Origin of the sequence: Pseudomonas sp. RV120224-01b, assembly GCF_003208145.1 — a bacterium.
GTDB lineage: Bacteria > Pseudomonadota > Gammaproteobacteria > Pseudomonadales > Pseudomonadaceae > Aquipseudomonas > Aquipseudomonas monteilii.
In genome coordinates, this window is record NZ_QKMQ01000005.1 from 41448 (window position 1) to 59958 (window position 18511).

Genomic DNA, 18511 nt, shown 5'->3' on the forward strand with positions numbered 1-18511 from the left:
AGCCATTTTGCACCAGAAAGCTTTCCACAAATCCGCCGCCCTCAACGCAGCGCGAATGATCCGACACCAGTACGCGCCTGCGTCTAAGCATGCATTTCGTGCCGAGTGCGTGGAGCACCTGCGCGCGTCCCTGTGCGAGACCCAGCCATGAGCACGATCATCATGACGGCTTGTTGGCCACTCCAGGGTATGAGTCCGGCCCAGAAGTCCGTGCTGATATCCCTTGCCGACAACTCAAACGACGACGGCGTCTGCTGGCCTTCGGTGGCTCGTATCGTAGAGCGCACCTGCCTGTCCGAGCGTGCCGTACGCAACGCCTTGCGCTGGTTGGAGCAGTCTGGAGTGTTGTCTGCTCACCATCGAACAGGCCGTTCCACCTGGTACACCGTGAGCCCATCCAGCTACGACCCCGGCACCACGTGCCCCCCGGCAGCAGATGCCGGGGAACCCCGGCAGGAAATGCCCCCCACCCCGGCACCAGATGCCCCTCACCCCGGCACCACGTGCCCCCAGAACCGTAAAGGAACCATCAAGGAACCGTCAGGAGATACCGCGAGCATGCGCGAGGCGTTGAATTCGGTGCCAGTCGATCAAATCGTCGGCCTGTTCAACGAACTGCTGCCAACTCTGCCGAGCGTGGTTCTGATCAACAAAGACCGCTCAGCAAAGATAAAGGCACGCTGGGCGGAAAGCCCTGTCCACCAAGACCTTGAGTTCTGGCGTGATTTCTTCACCACTGTTGCCGGCAGCGATTTCCTGATGGGCAAGATCGATGGCAGGAATGGTGCCAAACCCTTCCGGGCAACGTTCGATTGGCTGATTGCCCCTTCCAACTTCGTGAAGGTGGTCGAGGGCAATTACCATGCGTGAGCCCTACAACCTCGAGGCTGAGCACAGCCTGCTCGGCGCCATGCTCCTCCGCCCGGAACTGATCGACGTTCTCTCCGACGACCTATCGGCGGAGTCGTTCTACTTCGCCGACAATGCCGATGTCTTCCGAGGGATCATGTCGGTGCGCTCCGCCGGTCGCTCCGTGGACTTCCTGACTGTGGCCGATCACCTGGGCACGTTGTCCTCAGGTGATAGCGCACTGGCGTATTGCGCCGAGATCGCCAAGAACACCCCTAGCGTTGCCAACGCAAGCGAGTATGCCCGGATCGTTAGGGAGCGCGCCGTGGAGCGGGCCCTGTATGACCTGAGTGACCGAACGCTGGAGATCGCCCAGAGTGGCGGCGACATCCAAGACAAGATCGCCGCCGTGCAGGCAGCCGCCATGGCGATCGACACTGGCACTGATGGTGATGAGATCGTCAAGGCTGGTGATCTGATGGCCGAGCAACTGGAGGTCTGGCAGGAGCGGCATGACCGCCTGTCACGCGGTGAAACGTTGATTGGCCTATCCACCGGCTTGGTTGACCTCGACGAGAAACTGGGTGGCCTGCAGCCGGAGCAGTTGATCGTTGTGGCCGGCAGGCCTGCTATGGGCAAAACCACGCTCGCCATGGGTTTTGTGCTGGACGCTGCGGTCCGTCAGAAGAAGTCAGCCTTGGTCGTCAGTCTGGAAATGAGCAGGGCCCAGCTCATTGATCGAGCCACTGCGGCAGAAGGGAAGATTCCGCTCAACCTCATCAAAAACGGTTCTGCCTGCCAGTCCCACGGGGCGGAACTGTGCGCGGCAGTTGGCAAGATCCAGCACGCAAACCTGTTCATCGCAGACCGCGCCGGCGCCACGGTCGGCCGCATTCGCTCGATGGCCCGCCGGCACAAAATGCGCTATGGGCTCGACATCCTGATGATCGATTACCTTCAGCTGATGGAAGGCGAGGGTGGCAATCGCACTGAAGAGGTCAGCGGCATAAGTCGCGGATGCAAGTTGCTTGCACGCGAGCTCGGCATTCCGGTTGTGCTGCTTAGCCAGCTTTCTCGCAAGTGCGAGGAGCGCCCAAACAAGCGCCCGGTGCCCTCTGATCTTCGTGAGTCGGGCGCAATTGAGCAGGACGCAGACGTGATCCTGTTCGTCTACCGCGATGAGGTTTACCACGAAGACAGCGAGCTCAAAGGCATCGCCGAAATCATCGTGGGGAAAGGTCGAGACATTGAGGCCGGAACCGTACGTGCGGCGTTCTTGGGGCAGTTCAACCGTTTCGAAAATCTCTCTGCGAGCTGGCAGCCTCCCGCCAAAGCGCCTGCGCCCGAGCGATCCCTGAGATCTCGCTATGCCCAACGAGGAGCCGCTGCATGACTGATCCAATGCACCTACCGCCCAAGCTTCCCGAGTATCGCTGGGCACGGTATTGCCGCAGTGACCTGCTGGATCTTGCCCACGAGCCAGCCCAACCGATGGCGCTGTATCGCGACGAGCAGGCAGCTCGTAGTCATGGCCAGTGCATGTGGCCGAACACCTTCCGCGTCATTGATCTTCATGGAGAAGACAGCCCATGCGGCAATCGAAACTGACCAAGGCCGCCCGCGGCCGCGAATGCCAGGTGCGTATCCCTGGCGTATGCAACGGCAACCCCGAGACCACCGTCCTTGCGCACTACCGCCTAGCTGGCACCTGCGGCGTCGGCAAGAAACCACACGACATGCAGGGCGCCTGGTGCTGCAGCGCTTGTCACGACGCTTGCGACGGCCGCAGCCGGGCCATTGATCGTGAGACCGCCCGCCAATACCACGCCGAGGGCGTGATGCGCACCCAGGCGCTGCTGATCCACGAGGGGGTGCTGGTCGCATGAATGCTCCCGCCCTTCGCCCGTACAAGGCCAAGCCGGCCCGCGCCAAGCCCGTCGACAGGGAAGGGCAGGAGCAGGCTGCCCTGCTCGAAGAGATCCACCTGCGCTATCCCGAGGTCTTCGAACTGATCTACCACGTCCCGAACGGCGGTCACCGGCACAAGGGCGTGGCGCTGAAGCTCAAGGCGCAGGGCGTGAAGGCCGGAATCCCTGATCTGGTGCTGACCATGGCCCGAGGCGGGTACTTCGGTCTGTACATCGAATTCAAGGCGACCGTTGACCCGGCGCCTGTCTCGTCCAGCCAGCAAGCGTGCATCCGCCGGCTGAACGACCAAGGCTACCTGGCCGTTGTGTGTCAGGGGCATTTCGACGCCATGGAGTGCCTGAGGGCGTACGTGGCCTTGCCTAAAACGGAGGCTGCAGCATGACCAAAACCGCCGCTGTGAAAATCAGCGATGCAGAGATTCGCCGGCAGGCCGCCGGCCAGGTCCGTGACCTGCGCGCACTGGGCAACCAAGGCCTGTACTTCCGGTTTCACCGTTCCCGTGAGCGCGGGTCCTGGTACCTGATCCATAAGGGCAAGTGGTGCCGGATCGGCTCGTACCCTGACCTGAGCGCCGCCAAGGTGGCTGCAGCACTGCCGGATATCCGCCTGCGACTGGAGGCAGGAGAGGGTTCGAGCCTGTCGAGCTGGGTGCTGACCGGTGAGCTGCTGGCCTGGTTCGCTGAGCGCATGTCCCGTGACCGTAACCTATCGGCTAAGCGCAAGAGCACGGCGGCCTCGGCGATCAAGCAGCACCTCGTGCCGCGGCTGGGCGAAACGCCGCTGGCCCAGATCGACAAGGCGCTGCTCGACCGCGAGCTGATGTGGCCGCTGCAAGAGTCGCTGTCGATTGATTACGTCCGCTTGGTGTTTCAGCTGCTGGCTCTGGCCTTCCGGCAGGCCGCCAAACTCGGGCTAATCAACACCAACCCCATGGCCGGCATCCGCTTCCGTGATTTCTCCAAGGCCAAGGTCACGGTCAAGCCGTCGCGGCTGCGTGGTGTGCACCTTGAAGACCTGATGGCGGGAATGAAGACCACCCTGGCAAACAACCCGCAGCATGGCCTGCTGGCCCTGATGATGTTGTGCCACGGCACCCGGCTGGGCGAAACCCGCATGGCGCGCTGGAGCCACATCAGCCTGGCCGAGCGGGAGTGGTTCATTCCTGCCGAGCACACGAAGACCGGCGTTCAGCACCGCCTGCCACTGACCGACCAGGTGCGCTTTCTGCTGATGGCCTGCCGCGAGATCCAGATCAATCAGGGCTACGAAGGCGAGTACCTGTTCCCGGGCCGACAGGGCAATCCCATGAGCGAGTCGAAGGCCTCAGCGGTGTTCGCGGTCATGGGCAAGGGCGAGTGGACCAGCCACGACCTGCGCAAGCTGGCCCGCACTGGGTGGGCTGACCTTGGCGTCGATCACCTGGTGGGAGAGCTGCTGATCAATCATGCCATGGGCCACAACGTGAAGGTGTACATCCAATCCGACGTCATGGCCCGCAAGCGCGAGGCACTGGAGAAGTGGCACGCACACCTTGATCAGAAGGGTTTCGCCTCGGTTCACGGCTTGACCGGTGATAGATCAACGGATTCATGGATTCTCTGCAAGGCCGCAGAGCGCGCGGGTTTCGACGGACTTCCGGTATCCACCATAAGCGAGGATTCGAAATGATGAACAACAGCCAATTGATCGATAAAGCCCAGGCCATCTGCGGGTGCCTTTCCTACGACGACAGCACCCCAAATGGCAGCCCCAAGTCGGTGATCGCCGAACTCTGCCATCGCCTCGGCGAGCGCACGGTGCGCATCAAGAAGGAATTGGGCGGCTACACCATGACTACCCTTTACGGTCGCCAGCGTGCGCTTACCTGGAAAGAGGAATTGATGTGGCGGCTTTTCGGTTGGCCACCGCGAGGCTTCGTGCTGGTGGACGAGGTAGGTGAGTGAGGAAGAGCCACGGCCCGTCCTTCAAGAAGGCCGTGATCGAGCTGGACAAGTGCCCTTTGTGCCGTGGGAGAGCGGTCACTCAGGGCGTGTTTCACGAGCTGCCATGCGACCACTGCAACGCCTCGGGCTGGGTAGCGGCTGCAACTGGCGAAGCCCTGGCCCTGGATGAACTGGTTACCCAGCTCAGCCTTAAGCTGCAGGCCGCGCACCGGCAGATCGAGCAGTTGAAGAACCCTCAGGCATCCGGGCCTGAGGCGACATATCAGGGAAGCAACCGGCTCGGCGCCGGCGGCACCAACTACACCGGGGATTGAGGGGGAAGGACATGATTTACAGCAGCGTATCGGGTGCAGTAGTTGCCGCTCTGGCGGCGGGCGAGAAGGGATCGGCGAAGGCCCAGGCTTGGCAGAAGCTGTACAAATCGGCAGAGGAGGAGGGCGGCTGCTTGGCCTCATTGGGAGGCCGATCAGGCGGCATTGACCGCACGCAGGTCGACTACTGGCTGTCGGCGCGCCTGCACCATATGTTGAAGGAAAGGCACTGGGAAGCCCTGGTCGCGAAGTACAGCACCAACAAGGCGAAGAAGGTCCAGGCAATCACGTTAGTCCGACCGCTGATCGCGAGCCCTGCGCCGGCATTGTTCATCTACAAAGCGGTGACAGCCTGGGCCATCCCAAAGCTCAAAGGCGCGCGCCGCAAAGCCCCGCAATCTGTATCGGTGGACATCCCACTGGATTCGTCGACTTGGCGCCGTGAAGCCACAGTCAATGCTGCGGTGGCAGCCGGCCAGGCTGCGCGGAAGCGCATCGAGGCTTTGGAAGAGGATGTGATCATCCTGCCGGACAGCTTCTACGACATGAACACTTGGGACCTCGGCGCCGCGCCGGAATCGACCCGCCGCCGCTGGAGGGCTGAGATCAACGAAAAACTTGATGGTCTGCTGGACGATGCGCTGGCTGAAGTAAAGGTGATTCTTGAGGCTGAAGGACTGCTGACTAAAGCGGTCGCGTGATTTCCTGTTGACATCAGTGGGCGACTGAGCGAAATTATCTCCATCCTGTCATTCCTGCGCGTTGCTGAGGAGTGTCACTACAAAAGCCCGGCCATTGAGCTGGGCTTTTTTGTTTCTGGAATACGCTTACCACTGACACGAATGGACTGTTCTCAATAGTCAGTAGTAACGCACTCACTTGAACATTCTAAACAAGACCTCTCACTTCTCAGTCGCCTCAACTAACGAAAATTCGTCGATGCTGTGTCTTATGTGGATGTCCTGAGGGCCGCCACAGTAAAGCTATGCAAGAAATTTTTATTGTCTGTGTCGCACCGCGAAGTACGCAGTGCTGAGCGGTTTGGCGATGCGGGCAGTTATCTTCATTCTATAGATCAATATCAGTTGGTGCTTATTGTCAGTGTTGATGATTTGCACTTTCGATACTGATTTATTTCGTCAAGCTAGGCCGACTCTCGGCTCGGCTAATATAAGGATGCACCATGACTACTGCTATCAACATCTGGGATTATGCCAACCTCGTTACATCAAAGCCGAATATCGCTGATCCAAATACCTGGAATTGGACCCCAGCTGTAGCTGAGGCTGTACGTGTCGGGGGTGAAATTGAATTCACCGGCAACCAAACGTACATCATCAGCTCTGTGCAGATCTTGGCCAACTGCCGCATTCACTTCCAAGTAGGTACGGTCATCCAGCGATTGGCAAACTTTGATGGCGAGGGCACATCCTATTGGTCGAATGGAGCTGCAGTATTTGAGTTGGGTGCTCCAGGCCTGAATGTGGAGTTCCTGGGCCAATGGACCTACGATGGCAACGAAGCCTCTATGATCAAAAAGGAACCTACAGGTTTCTTTGTAAAGTGCATGCCTAAGTCCTTAGAGCCGCAAGATGACACCAAGCTCAAGATTTCGGGCGGCACTTTCCGTAATGGTACTTCCGGCTATCTCTGCCTGCGAGGTACTGATATGGCTCGCCAGTTCAATACCTTGGTTTCAGTCGTTGATTGCTTCTTCCACGCCACACGCTACGGTACCGGCCGAGATGACCCGAACACGCAAACTGCGCTGGGCTATTCGCCGAACTACATTTTGTGTGCCGATTATGTGCAACTGAGTTGCCATAACTTCTGGGCCGATTTTGAAAAGCCAATCAGCACGGGGAAGTATTCGGTAACTGCGATTCTTGGCACCTACGTCGGTCGTGATCCACTGACATCCGGCCAGTGTTCCATTACCTTGACCGGCAGGACTAACTTACGCCGCATGGGTCGCGGGGGGCCGGGTTACGACGGTAGTTGGGCAACTCCACTAAATGGTATCGGCTGCATCGATGTTTATGGTAACGGAGAGAACCTCTTCGTTGAAGATGTCCGCGCGATCGATTGCTACAGCATCCCACTGCGTGGCAAATCCTCGCTGAAGGAATTCACTGCGCTCAAGGGTCGTTTTGAAAACTGCGTAGGCGGTATCAATATTTCACCATCGTCCACTGGGCCGGTTCGTTGTACCGTGTCGATTGGGCAGATCCGGACTATTGATTGCAACATTCCGGTGATCGAAGTGACTGGCTCTACCCCGGCTGAGTCAGTTCCTATGGCTACTATCGAATCCGTGCACTGTACCAACTCAAAAGGCCAAGATAACCAGGCAAACGTCGGTGTGAACCTCACCGGTGTTGTGCGTCTTCGTAATATCGAGGTTTGTACAGTAGAGGCCGCCTACTCTGACAAGAGCGATGAATACGGTATTTCGTGCACCAGCATCCAGGACTTGACCATCGCCAAGGCGCGAATCAAGAACTGCGGCCGTATCGGTGTGCACGTCACGGGCTGCACTGACGTCAACATCACTGCAAACGTCGAGGCTTGCGGCGGTGAAGGTATCAACCTCTCCTCCTGTACCGGCAAGGTGCGTATTTCCCGTTGCGTAACCAAAAACACAGTGAACTACGGCATTTTTGCCAACACCGCGCCAGCGCAAGAAGTTGTGATGGTGGACAACACTGTTTCGGAAATTTCGGGCATTAGCCGAGGCTTGTACTCAGCGGCTGCACTGAACCGTATTCATGGCAACATTGTGGGAACTGGAGTAACTACCCCGTATCTATCGGCAGGCACTTCGCGCAACCTGTCCAGTGAAAACAGCTGGGAGCCTGCGGACTTCTGGGGATCCGGTGTTGCTCCGACACTCGGCACGTACAAGCGTGGTGACCGCATCAAGAACATCACTCCTACTGGGGTAGCAGGTTCTGTGCGTGAGCAGACCTGTACCGCGGCAGGCACGCCCGGTACCTGGGCACCTACCAACTTCTAGTTTGTTTCACTGAGCCCGCTGATGAAGCGGGCTTTTTCACAGCCACTCCCCGCAACGGGAGGAATCGAGATGCCAAACATGCCCGAGAAGGATCCTGGCCTGTGGGCCGCTGTGCTCACCTGGGTGCTGGCCCATCAGCCTCAACTGGGTGCTGCTGGCTTGTCCGTCGCGATAGCCGTCCTCCGGGTGGTGTATGGCGGAGGCACCCGACGACAGATGTTCTTGGAAGGCGCCCTGTGCGGCCTCATCACCCTGGCTCTGGTACCGCTGCTCGAATGGATGGGCTTGCCGCAAGGCATGGCCACCTTCGCCGGCGGTATGGTCGGCTTCATGGGTGTGGAGAAGCTTCGCGGCTACTCCGACCTGTTCCTATCTCGCAAGGCTCAGGGGTAAGTAGATGATCACATTGACCGACATCAACGGCCTCAAGCGTTACCTAGCTCCCGCCGCCATAGCTCGTGTGGACGAAGCCTGCGCCAGCAGTCAGTGGCACGGCATCTGCGCCATCGTTCGCATGTTCGACGGTCAGGTGCTGGGGGTTAAGCAGCGGGCTGATGACATCGTGCGCCTGATCACCGAGTCGAAAGGCTGATGGCCAGGCTCAAGACGCTCGGCTCCCGCATCAAGGAGAGCGCAGGATCGCGGGTCAAGGTGGTCACACCTGGTAGTTGGCGAAGTGGCATGACCAGCTCCCAGCGTGGCTACGACTACCGATGGCAGAAAGCGCGAGATCAGTACCTGCGAGACAACCCGCTGTGCGTCTACTGCGAGCAGAACGGCCGCACAACTGCGGCAAGGATTGTGGACCACATCGTTGCTCACCGTGGAGACATGGTTCTCTTTTGGAATCAGGCTAACTGGCAGAGCCTCTGCAAGCCTTGCCACGACTCCGTCAAGCAGGCCGAGGAGGCGGCGGGGCTGGGTGGCTGACACGTCAGCGGATCGCCGAAACCCAGCACGGTGGCCTAGAAGCACGCCAGTGACGTGCCACTAAATGGGTAGGGGGTCAAAAGCTAGGGGTTCTCATCTAGCTAGACCGCCACCGACCCCACGTACACATTTTTTCCCGTTTCAGGAAAAGTTAACTATGGCTTTAACCGACAAGAAGCGGCGGTTTGTTGACGCTTTGCTGTCGGGGGCCACAAATCGTGAGGCGGCGATTGCTGCCGGATATTCGGAGAAGACCGCTTCGCAAGCGGGCTCCAAGCTAGCCAAGGACCCCGACGTGCTCGCAGAGGTCGGGCGGCGCCTGAAGCAAAAGCAGGCAACCAGCACCGAAGTTAAACCTACGCGAAAAGTTAAAGCTGAACAGCCAGAAATCGAGCAGCCCGGCGAGGTGTCTCTCACAGAGACCGACGACCCGCGAGCCTTCCTTACTGAGCTGATGAACGCCGAAGGCGCCGACATGCGTATGCGACTGGAAGCGGCCAAGACGCTGATGCCTTATGTGCACGGCAAGGTTGCCGACCAGGGCAAGAAAGAGCAGAAGGCCGAGGCCGCCAAACAGGTCGGTAAAGGGAAGTACTCCCAAGGCAAGCCCCCCCCTCTCCGTAGTGAAGAATTGACCTATGCAATGGACAACGGCCTGCCCGGATTGGTGGAGGTGCCTGGCTGCGGGCGAATCAATCATCCCTGAGCCGCTGTTTCCAGACGAAGCTGAAGCCGGCCTCGATGTGTTCAAGGGGCTGAAGATTGTCGATGCTCCCGGTAGCCCCACCATTGAGGCCGCGTGCGCACCTTGGGTCTTGGCGTTTGCCGGGGCCATCTTCGGCAGCTACAACAGCGAGACCGGCGAGCGTCTGATTCGAGAGGTGATGCTCTGCATCCCGAAAAAAAACAGTAAATCCACGATTGCTGCCGGGATCATGCTAACGGCGCTGATTCGCAACTGGCGCCTGTCGGCTGAGTTCATCATTCTGGCGCCGACCAAGGAGATTGCCGACAACTCGTTCATCCCGGCCAAGGACATGGTCAACAATGACGACGAGCTGAAAGCGCTGCTGCATGTCCAGCCGCACCTGCGGCTGATCACTCATCGTGAGACGGGCGCCACCTTGAAGGTGGTGGCTGCGGATAGCGACGTGGTTGGCGGCAAGAAGGCGGTCGGCGTCCTGATCGATGAGGCCTGGCTATTCGGCAAGAACCCCAAAGCCGCTGACATGATCCGGGAGGCTACTGGCGGTCTGCTGTCGCGACCTGAAGGCTTCATCATCTGGTTGACGACCCAGTCAAACGAGCCGCCGGCTGGTGTGTTCCGTTCCAAGCTCAACTACGCACGCGGCGTGCGTGATGGCCGGATCGACGACAACCGCTTCTTGCCGATCATCTATGAGTTCTCTCAAGAGATGATCAAGAGCGGCGAGGCGCGGAAGCCTGAGAACTTCCACCTGGTCAATCCGAACATCGACTACTCGGTTGACCGGCCTACGCTTGAGCGCCTGTTTATGCAGGCTGAACTGGACGGCGAAGCTGAGCTACGAGGCTTCCTGGCCAAGCATCTCAATATCGAAATCGGCCTAGCACTGATGTCCGACGCCTGGGTCGGTGCGGAGTTCTGGGAGCCTCAAGGTACCAGCTGGCTCAGCCTTGATGAAATCCTCACGCGGTGCGAGGTAATCGATGTTGGTGGAGACGGTGGTGGCTTGGATGACTTGCTCGGTCTTGCGGTGATTGGGCGGGAGGCTGGTACTCGAAGATGGTTCCACTGGGCTCACGCGTGGGCCCACCCCTCTGTCCTAGAGCGGCGCAAATCTGAGGCACCACGCCTCAGAGATTTGGAAAAAGCCGGCGACCTGACGATTGTCGAGCGTATCGGTGATGACGTGGAGCAGTTCGCAGCAATTGTTGCCCGCGTCAATGCAACTGGATTGCTGGATAAGGTGGGGCTCGACCCGGCAGGGATCGGCGCCGTTCTTGATGCTCTGGCCGACGCAAACGTTGAAGAAGACAAGATCGTTGGTATTTCCCAAGGCTGGAAGCTTACCGGTGCAATCAAGACCACTGAACGGAAGCTCGCCGAGGGCACCTTGTTGCACTGCGGCCAGCCGCTTATGGCCTGGTCATGCGGCAACGCCAAAGGGGTGCCCTCGGCGAACGCCTTCCTGATCACCAAGCAGGCCTCGGGCACGGCAAAGATCGACCCGCTGATGGCTACATTCAACGCCGTTTCTCTGATCAGCCTCAATCCTGAGGGGCGCGGGGGAATGGATAACTTCATGGCTGGAATTCGGGACCCACTGATCGCATGAACGCATTTCATATTTTCATCGCCTGCGCAGTGGTCGCTTTCTGCTTGGCATGCAGCGGGGTCTGGATGCTGGCTGGTACTGGCTGGGCTTTGCTGGCCGGATCGCTGAGCTTCTTCTGCATCGCTGGCTTCATACGCAGAGGGCTTGTCAGTGATTAAAACCTTATCCCAGGCCCTAGGCGCTGCTGCTACCAAGCCTTCAGCCAGTATGAGTGAATGGCTGGGTAAGACTATCAAGCTTTCGGATGGAGGTTTCTGGAGTGCCTTTAACGGCGCCCAGTCCAGTAGTGGTAAGTCAGTCAGCGTCGACAAGGCCATGCGCTTGTCCACCGTGTGGGCATGCGTCCGCATCATCTCGACCTCTGTAGCCGGCTTGCCGTTGAGCATCTACCGGAGGATGCCCGATGGTAGCCGAGAGAGTGCCCGCGATTTCCCGCTGTACGACGTTGTCCACAACAGCCCCAATGAAGACATGGCTGCCTTCCATTTCTGGCAGGCAGTCGTCGCCTCGATGCTGCTGTGGGGTAACGCCTACTGCGAGATCCATCGCTCTGCTGGGCGTGTCATCGCCCTGGACTTCCTGATGCCGTCGAGAGTCGACCCTGAGTTCGACGACGATGGACGACTCAGGTATTTCTTCAGGCCCCGAAAGGGAGCCCGCCGAGAGATCAAGCGGCAGGACATGCTTCACATTCCTGCCTTCACCCTGGATGGGCGAGTTGGCCTTTCTGCGATTCGGTACGGTGCTGATGTGTTCGGTTCGGCGATGTCTGCTGACGATGCCGCCAACAGCACCTTCCGGAACGGCATGATGCCGACGGTCGCGTTTTCGGTAGACAAGACGCTCAACCCGGCTCAGCGCGTCGAGTTTCGCGAGTACGTAAAGACGATCTCCGGGGCGTTGAATGCCGGCAAGAGTCCAGTGCTTGAGCAGGGCGTGAAACCGGAGATGATCGGCATCAACCCTGCCGATGCACAGCTGCTGGAGTCGAGAGGCCACAGCATCGAGGAGATTTGCCGATGGTTCGGCGTTCCGCCCTGGATGGTGATGAAGACCGACAAGGGCAGCAACTGGGGCACCGGCCTGGAGCAACAGCAGATCGCGTTTCTCACGTACTGCATCATGTCCTTCACGGCGCCGATCGAGCAGTGCGTGAACAAGTGGTGCATGACGGCGGTGGATCGGATCAAGTTCTATGCCGAGTACTCACTCGAAGCGTTCCTGCGTGCGGACAGCGCAGGCCGTGCGGCTTATCTCAGCACGATGGGGCAGAACGGCTACATGACCCGAAACGAGGGTCGGCGGAAAGAAAACCTTCCGAGCATGCCGGGTGGCGATGTACTGACCGTGCAATCCAACCTGGTGCCACTTGACCAGCTGGGCAAGCAAAACGATAGCCAGGCCGCAAGGGCCGCTCTGATGAACTGGCTGCAACAGTCGGAACAGTAAATCTCGGGAGTAATCCATGAAACACAAGATCCAGTCTCGCGGCCTGCGCAGCGAGATGAGCCCGCGCGCGCTCGACAAATGGAATCCCGCGATCCAGGCGGCCGTTGAAAACACCTCGGACACCATCACGGTGTACGGGGTGATTGGTGAAGACTGGTACGGGGAGGGCGTTACGCTGAAGCGGATCGATGCCGCGCTGCGCGCCATCGGTGAGCGAGATGTGACCGTCTACATCAACTCGCCAGGCGGCGACATGTTTGAAGGCATTGCCATTTACAACCGACTGCAAGAGCACAGTCATCAGGTCACCACCAAGGTGCTCGGCATGGCGGCCAGCGCTGCTTCGATTGTTTTCCTCGCTGGGAAGAAGCGAGAGGTGGCCACCAGCGCCTTCCTCATGATCCACAACTGCTGGACTTGGCTCGCAGGCAATCGCAACTACCTCCGCGACATAGCCAACGACATGGAGGAGTTCGATGCGGCGATGGCCGACCTCTATGCCGAGACCAGCGGGCAGTCCGCAGAGGACATGGCCGAACTGATGGATGACGAGACCTATATCCGTGGCAAGCGCGCCGTGGAGCTTGGCCTGGCCACTGGGCTGTTGTCTTCCAGCGAAGTCACCGAACGCGAAACCGAAGACGCCGCCCAGAACAATGCACTCAAGGCCATGGATGTAGCCCTTGCAAAGGCCGGTATGCCTCGCTCCGAGCGGCGCGAACTGTTTGCCAGTTTCAAGTCCAGCATGCCTCGCGCTGCTGGCGGAGGCACGCGTCACGCTGCCTCGACCGATAAGCCCAGCGCTGTCGCGCCAGACCTCTCCGCCTCTCTGAGCGCGGCAACCAATCTCCTAAATTCTCTGAAAGGAAAATGACCATGGACTTTGAAGCCCAAGTCAAGGAACTCAACGCCAGCCTCAAGGGCATTGGTGATCAGATCAAAAGCCAGGCCGAGGCGACCGAGAAGCAAATCAAGGCTTCCGGTGAAATGAATACCGAAACCCGCGCCAAGGTCGATGAACTGCTGACCAAGCAGGGCGAGCTGCAGGCCCGCCTGGGCGAGGCCGAGCAAAAGCTTGTAAATGCAAGTCGGGATCGCAACCATCAGGAAGAGCCGCAGAAATCGGTAGGCGCTCTCGTGATTGAAAGCGAAGAAATGAAGGACATGAACTCGTCCTTCCGCGGCTCTCGTCGTGTCTCCGTGCCGCGCGCGGCGATCACCACCGCAACCGGCGGTGACCTGGTGCAGACCCAGCGCTTGCCGGGGATCATTGCCCCGCCTCAACGCCGACTGACCGTACGCGACCTGGTTGCACCGGGCACCACCGAATCGAACTCCATCGAGTACGTGCGTGAAACCGGCTTCACCAACAACGCCCGGACTGTGGCGGAGACCACGGCCAAGCCGTATTCCGACCTGACGTTCGGCCTGACCACTGCGAACGTGCGGACCATCGCCCACTTGTTCAAAGCCAGCCGCCAGATGCTGGACGATGCCAAGGCACTCCAGAGCTATATCGACGGTCGTGCACGCTATGGACTCAACATGGCGGAAGAAGCTCAGCTGCTTTATGGCAATGGCACCGGCGTGAACCTGCAAGGCCTTATGACCGTTGCTCAACTGTACGCCGCCCCGGCTGGGGTAGCCGTAGTGGGCGAGCAGCGCATTGACCGCCTGCGCCTGGCGCTGCTGCAAGCCGAACTGGCCGAATTCCCATCCGACGGCATCGTGCTCAACCCGATCGACTGGGCCGCTATTGAGCTGACTAAGGATGGGGAAGGCCGCTACATCATCGGCCAGCCACAGGAAGGCACCAACGCGAAGCTCTGGAATCGCCCTGTGGTTTCGACCCAGGCCATGACACAGAACGACTTCCTCGTCGGCGCGTTCAAGCTTGGCGCCCAGATCTTCGACCGCATGGAAATCGAAGTGCTGATCTCGACCGAGAACAGTGATGACTTCGAGAAGAATATGGCAACGATTCGTGCTGAAGAGCGCCTGGCCTTCGCCATCTACCGCGATGAAGCGTTCGTTACTGGTCCGCTGATCACTCCTTAATTCCTTGCGCTGGGGCGTCAGGAATGGCGCCCTACAGGAGTATTTCCATGGCACGTAAACAGGAAAAACCAGAGTCCACGGTTGAACCGAAGGATACTGCCTCGACCACTGAGTCGAGCGCCAGCCAGCCTCAAGATGGAGCGTTGTCCCTCTCGCCTGGTGAAGCCGCCTCGCCAAATCCTGGCGAGGCGAGCGCTCCCGCAACTGATTCAGTCTCGGGCGCAGAGCAGACACCGCCAGAAGCACCGGAAGAATCGGGGGGCGGATTGGGCGTCGCCGCAGGGGCATCGGTAGGTGATGGCCAGAGCGGGCCGACGGTGATCGAGGCTGGCGACGATACCGACCAGCCAGCTGCAGGGGATCTGGTTGCAGCTAACCCAAATCCAGTGACTCTTCAGATCTACCCGATGCGATCCTACATGGATGAGGGCGAGCTGCGCCGCCGGGGCGGTCCGGCCTATGTGGTGCCACGCAGGCACGCAGAGGAGCTTGTGCAGCGAAAGTTGGCATCGCTCGAACCGCTGAAGGAGTGAAGACATGCCGGTTATCAGCATGTCCATCGCCCGGCATCACCTTCGAGATCCGGACGATGATGACGAATACCTGGAGCTCCTGATCGATGCAGCCGAAGGGCAGGCAATGGACTTTCTGAACCGTCGCTTTTACGCCGACCAGCAGGCATTGGACGATGCTATCGCTCTTGGCGAGGCCGGCGACTCCCCAATTGTTATGAACAAACAGATCAGGGCAGCTTGCTTGTTGATCCTCGGGCGCCTCTACGCGAATAGAGAGGATGTCGTGACAGGGACGATCGCTACAGAATTACCACAGAGTTCACAGTCACTATTGACTCCTCACCGTATCGGGTGGGGCGTATGAGGGCCGGACCATTGCGGCATCGGTGCATGCGTCAGGGCTTCATCGAAGATAAGGATGCCTTGGGACAGCCGTCGAAGGTGTGGAGCGAGCTAGGCCCTATATGGGCAGAGATAAACATTCCGTCTGGCCGCATGTACCAAGCTGCGTCACAGATGCAGGTTACGGTCAGCGCTGAAATCAACATCCGCTACTGCAGCGATGTGGTTGCTGGTCAACACCTGATCCATCGGGGTACCACTTACGAGATCATCGCACCGCTGCCCACCAATCAGCGGGACATGATGAAGCTCATGTGCAAAACGGTGAAGAAGTCATGAGTCATGGATCGCTGACTGTGTTGGGGTTGGGCGACTTGCAGGTCGACTTCGAGCGTCTGGCGAAAGCTGCGGGTAACAAGATTGCGCGTGACGCGGTTATGGCCGGAGCCCGCGTTGCCCGGGATAAGGCCCGAGCAACAGCACCCGTACGAACCGGCAAGCTCAAGAAAAACATCACTGCAGCCCGGCTTAAACAGTCTGATACACCTGGATCGGTGACTGCCGGTGTTAGGGTGAAGAATCCTCCCGGGAAGAAAGCGAAAGCTCTGAAACGCCCAGGAAAGAAAGGGCGTACCACGGCAACGGAGTGGGACGCCCCGCACTACTGGAAATTTCTGGAGCTCGGTACTTCCAAGATGCGCGCCCATCCGTTCATCCGGCCAGCCTGGGACGGAAGCCTGCCAGAGATTGAAAAGGCTGTAAGTGACAAGTTGGCCGAAGGCATCGACAACGCTATCACCCGGTAATCCCATGATCGAGAAATCCCTTATCGACAGGTTGTCGCCTCTTGTCGAAGGGCGCGTGTACTTCGGCGTTGCCCCCGAAGGGACTGCCCAGCCGCGTCTAGTCATCCAGACAATCAGTGGCTTCACCGGATTCACCCTGGCTGGCTGGGACGGGTCAAGCGACCTGACCATCCAGCTATCCGCGTGGGGCGAAAGCTATCTGCAAGCGCTGACGCTCGCAGATGAAGCTTTCGGCGCCATGACAACCGACGGCGAAGACTTCACCACCGGCGCCGCCGATCGACTGCCTGACGAATTCGAAGATGACACCAAACTCTTCAGCGTGAGCTGGGAGTACACCCTGCAACCATAGGAGGCCCCATGGCCGCGCAGAACCCAACGAAAGCGAAGTTCGTAAAAACGCAGGGCACGGCTCTCAGCGTTTCCAAAACCACCACCCTCGACCCGGCCCAAGCCGGTCTGGAGTATGCCGACCTCTCGGTGACTATCAAGCAGCCTCAGTTCCAGGGCGGCCAGTCGGACGAAATCGAGGTGACCACATTGGCCAGCGAAGCCAAGGAGTTCACTGTAGGCCTGGCTGACAACGGCACCTTCAGCATGTCTGGCAACTGGAAAGCTGACGATGAGGCACAAACTGTGCTGCGCACCGCGCGTGACGACGGCGAGCCGCGCGCCTTCAAGTCGGTATTCAAGGACGGCACTTCCTCTACCTTCCTCGGCCTGGTCACCCAGTTCACCTGGGACGCGGCGCCCAACGGCACCGTCAATGGCACTTTCAATGTGCGCATCACAGGCAAGGTCAGCTTTGACGTGCCACCGGTGACCCCATAATGGCCCGTGCAAAGACGGCAGGCGTACAGAGCCTGCGCGCGATGGCGCTCGACCCGATCCGGAACTTCAAGCACGAGCCGCTCGATGTTCCGGAATGGGATGGCGCAAAGGTCGTGGTGATGGCCTTGAGCGCAGGTGACTGGGCCGAATACCGGCGCCGTGCTGCTGCGGCAGTAGCTGCAGCGCGTGCCGCTGTCGGCCTAGGTGAAGTGCCGGAGGAGGGTGGTGACGATAACCCGTCCGCTCGCTTGGTCGATATCGACACTTCGCCGCTGTACGCCTTCGTGCTGGCGCGCACCCTGCTGGATGACTCGCATGCCCGCATCTTCGAGGATGAGGATGTGCCGGTCGTGGCCAAGGCCTTCAGTCCTGTTCACGACCGCCTGGTGGGCAAGGCCTTCGAACTGAGCGGCGTCGAGGCAGGCGCTGGCGCTCAGGACCCAGTTGAAGCGGCGGGAAACGGCTGACGGAGGAACCAGAGCTGGCCTTCATGCTGACTCTGGCCCTCCGGCTTGGTATGACCCTTCAGGATCTCAAGCAGAGTATGAGCGCCGAGGAACTGTTCCTCTGGCAGGCCTACAACGAGGATTCGCCGCTGAGCGATGCTCGAGGCGACATCCAGGCTGCGATCGTAGCTGCTTCCACGCTGCAGGCTCAGGGCGCCAAGGTGACCCCGATGGATCTGCTGCCGCAATGGAAGTCGGAGAAGCCGGCTCTCGAGCAGGCTCCGGAGGAAGGGGAGGAGTTGTTCAAGGCCTTCTTGATGTCGAAATCGGTTGAGAGCTAGATCGACGAGTTTTTTTCGACATGGTGCATCGTGGTAGATTCCTCCGTTTCCAAGGAGGAAATATGAAGCGCTTATTATTTATTCTGCCGCTGTTGATCTCCGGTTGCGGTAACTCTGAGAGGCCAGACTCTGAGGTCGTAGTGGACGAGTCTGCCCTTTCTGTTTACACACGAGAAAATTACCCTAAAACTTTTCAGAAGTGGGGGGAATCTGGAATTGAACGAATCAAGAAAGTTGAGCGGACTGCTCTATTCAAGGCCAGCAAACAAAATCGATGCGATCAGGTGGAGTACGTTGGGCTATCTGAGAAGCTGAGTAGCGCTCCAGATAAAATCGTTGTGTATGCAGATTGCCGGAATCGATGGAGGTTTTACATCGATGAAGGTGATGAGATTATTCAAAGTGAAAGAACAAATTAACCCGCTTC

Annotated in this window: 27 protein-coding genes; all 27 read left to right on the top strand. The window is 59.0% G+C overall.

Features of this window, described 5'->3' with window-relative positions:
• Positions 1-147 precede the first annotated feature (147 nt).
• Positions 148-870: a helix-turn-helix domain-containing protein gene (locus N436_RS10170; RefSeq protein ID WP_256589910.1), complete on the top strand. Its 723-nt coding sequence runs from the start codon at positions 148-150 to the stop codon at positions 868-870.
• The gene (gene dnaB, locus N436_RS10175; protein ID WP_110740926.1) at positions 863-2242 is read left to right on the top strand and encodes a replicative DNA helicase; all 1380 of its coding nucleotides are present in this window, start codon (positions 863-865) and stop codon (positions 2240-2242) included. Before N436_RS10170 ends, dnaB begins: the two co-directional genes overlap by 8 nt.
• Positions 2239-2457, top strand: a complete 219-nt coding sequence (locus N436_RS10180; protein ID WP_256589914.1) for a hypothetical protein — start codon at positions 2239-2241, stop codon at positions 2455-2457. Before dnaB ends, N436_RS10180 begins: the two co-directional genes overlap by 4 nt.
• Positions 2439-2735, top strand: coding sequence for a DUF1364 domain-containing protein (locus N436_RS10185; protein WP_110740927.1), 297 nt, complete (start codon positions 2439-2441; stop codon positions 2733-2735). The genes N436_RS10180 and N436_RS10185 overlap by 19 nt, the downstream gene beginning before the upstream one ends.
• Entirely contained in the window at positions 2732-3160 is a 429-nt protein-coding gene (locus N436_RS10190) for a VRR-NUC domain-containing protein (protein ID WP_110740928.1), read from the top strand. The genes N436_RS10185 and N436_RS10190 overlap by 4 nt, the downstream gene beginning before the upstream one ends.
• Positions 3157-4446, top strand: a complete 1290-nt coding sequence (locus N436_RS10195; protein ID WP_110740929.1) for a site-specific integrase — start codon at positions 3157-3159, stop codon at positions 4444-4446. The genes N436_RS10190 and N436_RS10195 overlap by 4 nt, the downstream gene beginning before the upstream one ends.
• A complete protein-coding gene (locus N436_RS10200; protein WP_146232424.1) occupies positions 4443-4721 on the top strand; it encodes a hypothetical protein in 279 nt (92 codons plus the stop codon). Before N436_RS10195 ends, N436_RS10200 begins: the two co-directional genes overlap by 4 nt.
• Complete coding sequence (locus N436_RS10205; protein ID WP_110740931.1) at positions 4718-5035, top strand: hypothetical protein; 318 nt, start codon at positions 4718-4720, stop codon at positions 5033-5035. Before N436_RS10200 ends, N436_RS10205 begins: the two co-directional genes overlap by 4 nt.
• An 11-nt stretch (positions 5036-5046) precedes the next feature.
• Positions 5047-5733, top strand: a complete 687-nt coding sequence (locus N436_RS10210; RefSeq protein ID WP_110740932.1) for a hypothetical protein — start codon at positions 5047-5049, stop codon at positions 5731-5733.
• Positions 5734-6215: 482 nt separating this feature from the next.
• Entirely contained in the window at positions 6216-8048 is a 1833-nt protein-coding gene (locus N436_RS10215; RefSeq protein WP_110740933.1) for a right-handed parallel beta-helix repeat-containing protein, read from the top strand.
• A 69-nt stretch (positions 8049-8117) separates the two neighbouring features.
• Entirely contained in the window at positions 8118-8441 is a 324-nt protein-coding gene (locus N436_RS10220) for a phage holin, lambda family (RefSeq protein WP_110740934.1), read from the top strand.
• Between the two features lie 4 nt (positions 8442-8445).
• The gene (locus tag N436_RS10225; RefSeq protein WP_110740935.1) at positions 8446-8640 is read left to right on the top strand and encodes a hypothetical protein; all 195 of its coding nucleotides are present in this window, start codon (positions 8446-8448) and stop codon (positions 8638-8640) included.
• Positions 8640-8978, top strand: a complete 339-nt coding sequence (locus tag N436_RS10230) for an HNH endonuclease (protein ID WP_110740936.1) — start codon at positions 8640-8642, stop codon at positions 8976-8978. Before N436_RS10225 ends, N436_RS10230 begins: the two co-directional genes overlap by 1 nt.
• 157 nt (positions 8979-9135) lie before the next feature.
• Positions 9136-9684 (top strand): terminase small subunit, encoded by a 549-nt coding sequence (locus N436_RS10235; protein WP_110740937.1) that lies wholly within the window; start codon positions 9136-9138, stop codon positions 9682-9684.
• Complete coding sequence (locus N436_RS10240) at positions 9617-11296, top strand: terminase large subunit (protein WP_110740938.1); 1680 nt, start codon at positions 9617-9619, stop codon at positions 11294-11296. Before N436_RS10235 ends, N436_RS10240 begins: the two co-directional genes overlap by 68 nt.
• Positions 11297-11503: 207 nt before the next feature.
• Entirely contained in the window at positions 11504-12745 is a 1242-nt protein-coding gene (locus N436_RS10245; protein ID WP_371920903.1) for a phage portal protein, read from the top strand.
• Positions 12746-12761: 16 nt separating this feature from the next.
• A complete protein-coding gene (locus tag N436_RS10250) occupies positions 12762-13619 on the top strand; it encodes a head maturation protease, ClpP-related (protein ID WP_110740940.1) in 858 nt (285 codons plus the stop codon).
• A 2-nt stretch (positions 13620-13621) separates the two neighbouring features.
• The gene (locus N436_RS10255) at positions 13622-14803 is read left to right on the top strand and encodes a phage major capsid protein (protein ID WP_110740941.1); all 1182 of its coding nucleotides are present in this window, start codon (positions 13622-13624) and stop codon (positions 14801-14803) included.
• Positions 14804-14850: 47 nt separating this feature from the next.
• On the top strand, positions 14851-15336 hold the full coding sequence (locus N436_RS10260; RefSeq protein WP_110740942.1) for a hypothetical protein: 486 nt from the start codon (positions 14851-14853) through the stop codon (positions 15334-15336).
• Positions 15337-15340: 4 nt separating this feature from the next.
• Entirely contained in the window at positions 15341-15682 is a 342-nt protein-coding gene (locus tag N436_RS10265; RefSeq protein WP_110740943.1) for a head-tail connector protein, read from the top strand.
• A gap of 26 nt (positions 15683-15708) precedes the next feature.
• On the top strand, positions 15709-15999 hold the full coding sequence (locus N436_RS10270; RefSeq protein ID WP_110740944.1) for a phage head closure protein: 291 nt from the start codon (positions 15709-15711) through the stop codon (positions 15997-15999).
• A complete protein-coding gene (locus N436_RS10275; RefSeq protein WP_218277656.1) occupies positions 15975-16466 on the top strand; it encodes an HK97-gp10 family putative phage morphogenesis protein in 492 nt (163 codons plus the stop codon). The genes N436_RS10270 and N436_RS10275 overlap by 25 nt, the downstream gene beginning before the upstream one ends.
• A gap of 4 nt (positions 16467-16470) precedes the next feature.
• Positions 16471-16818, top strand: a complete 348-nt coding sequence (locus tag N436_RS10280; RefSeq protein ID WP_110740946.1) for a DUF3168 domain-containing protein — start codon at positions 16471-16473, stop codon at positions 16816-16818.
• 8 nt (positions 16819-16826) lie between these two features.
• Positions 16827-17297 (top strand): phage tail tube protein, encoded by a 471-nt coding sequence (locus N436_RS10285; RefSeq protein ID WP_110740947.1) that lies wholly within the window; start codon positions 16827-16829, stop codon positions 17295-17297.
• Positions 17297-17764, top strand: coding sequence for a phage tail assembly chaperone (locus N436_RS10290; protein ID WP_110740948.1), 468 nt, complete (start codon positions 17297-17299; stop codon positions 17762-17764). The genes N436_RS10285 and N436_RS10290 overlap by 1 nt, the downstream gene beginning before the upstream one ends.
• A gap of 23 nt (positions 17765-17787) precedes the next feature.
• Positions 17788-18084 carry a DUF4035 domain-containing protein gene (locus N436_RS10295; RefSeq protein WP_110740949.1) on the top strand — a complete coding sequence of 99 codons (297 nt, stop codon included), beginning with the start codon at positions 17788-17790 and terminating at the stop codon, positions 18082-18084.
• A 62-nt stretch (positions 18085-18146) separates the two neighbouring features.
• Positions 18147-18503: a hypothetical protein gene (locus tag N436_RS10300; protein ID WP_110740950.1), complete on the top strand. Its 357-nt coding sequence runs from the start codon at positions 18147-18149 to the stop codon at positions 18501-18503.
• Positions 18504-18511 lie beyond the last annotated feature (8 nt).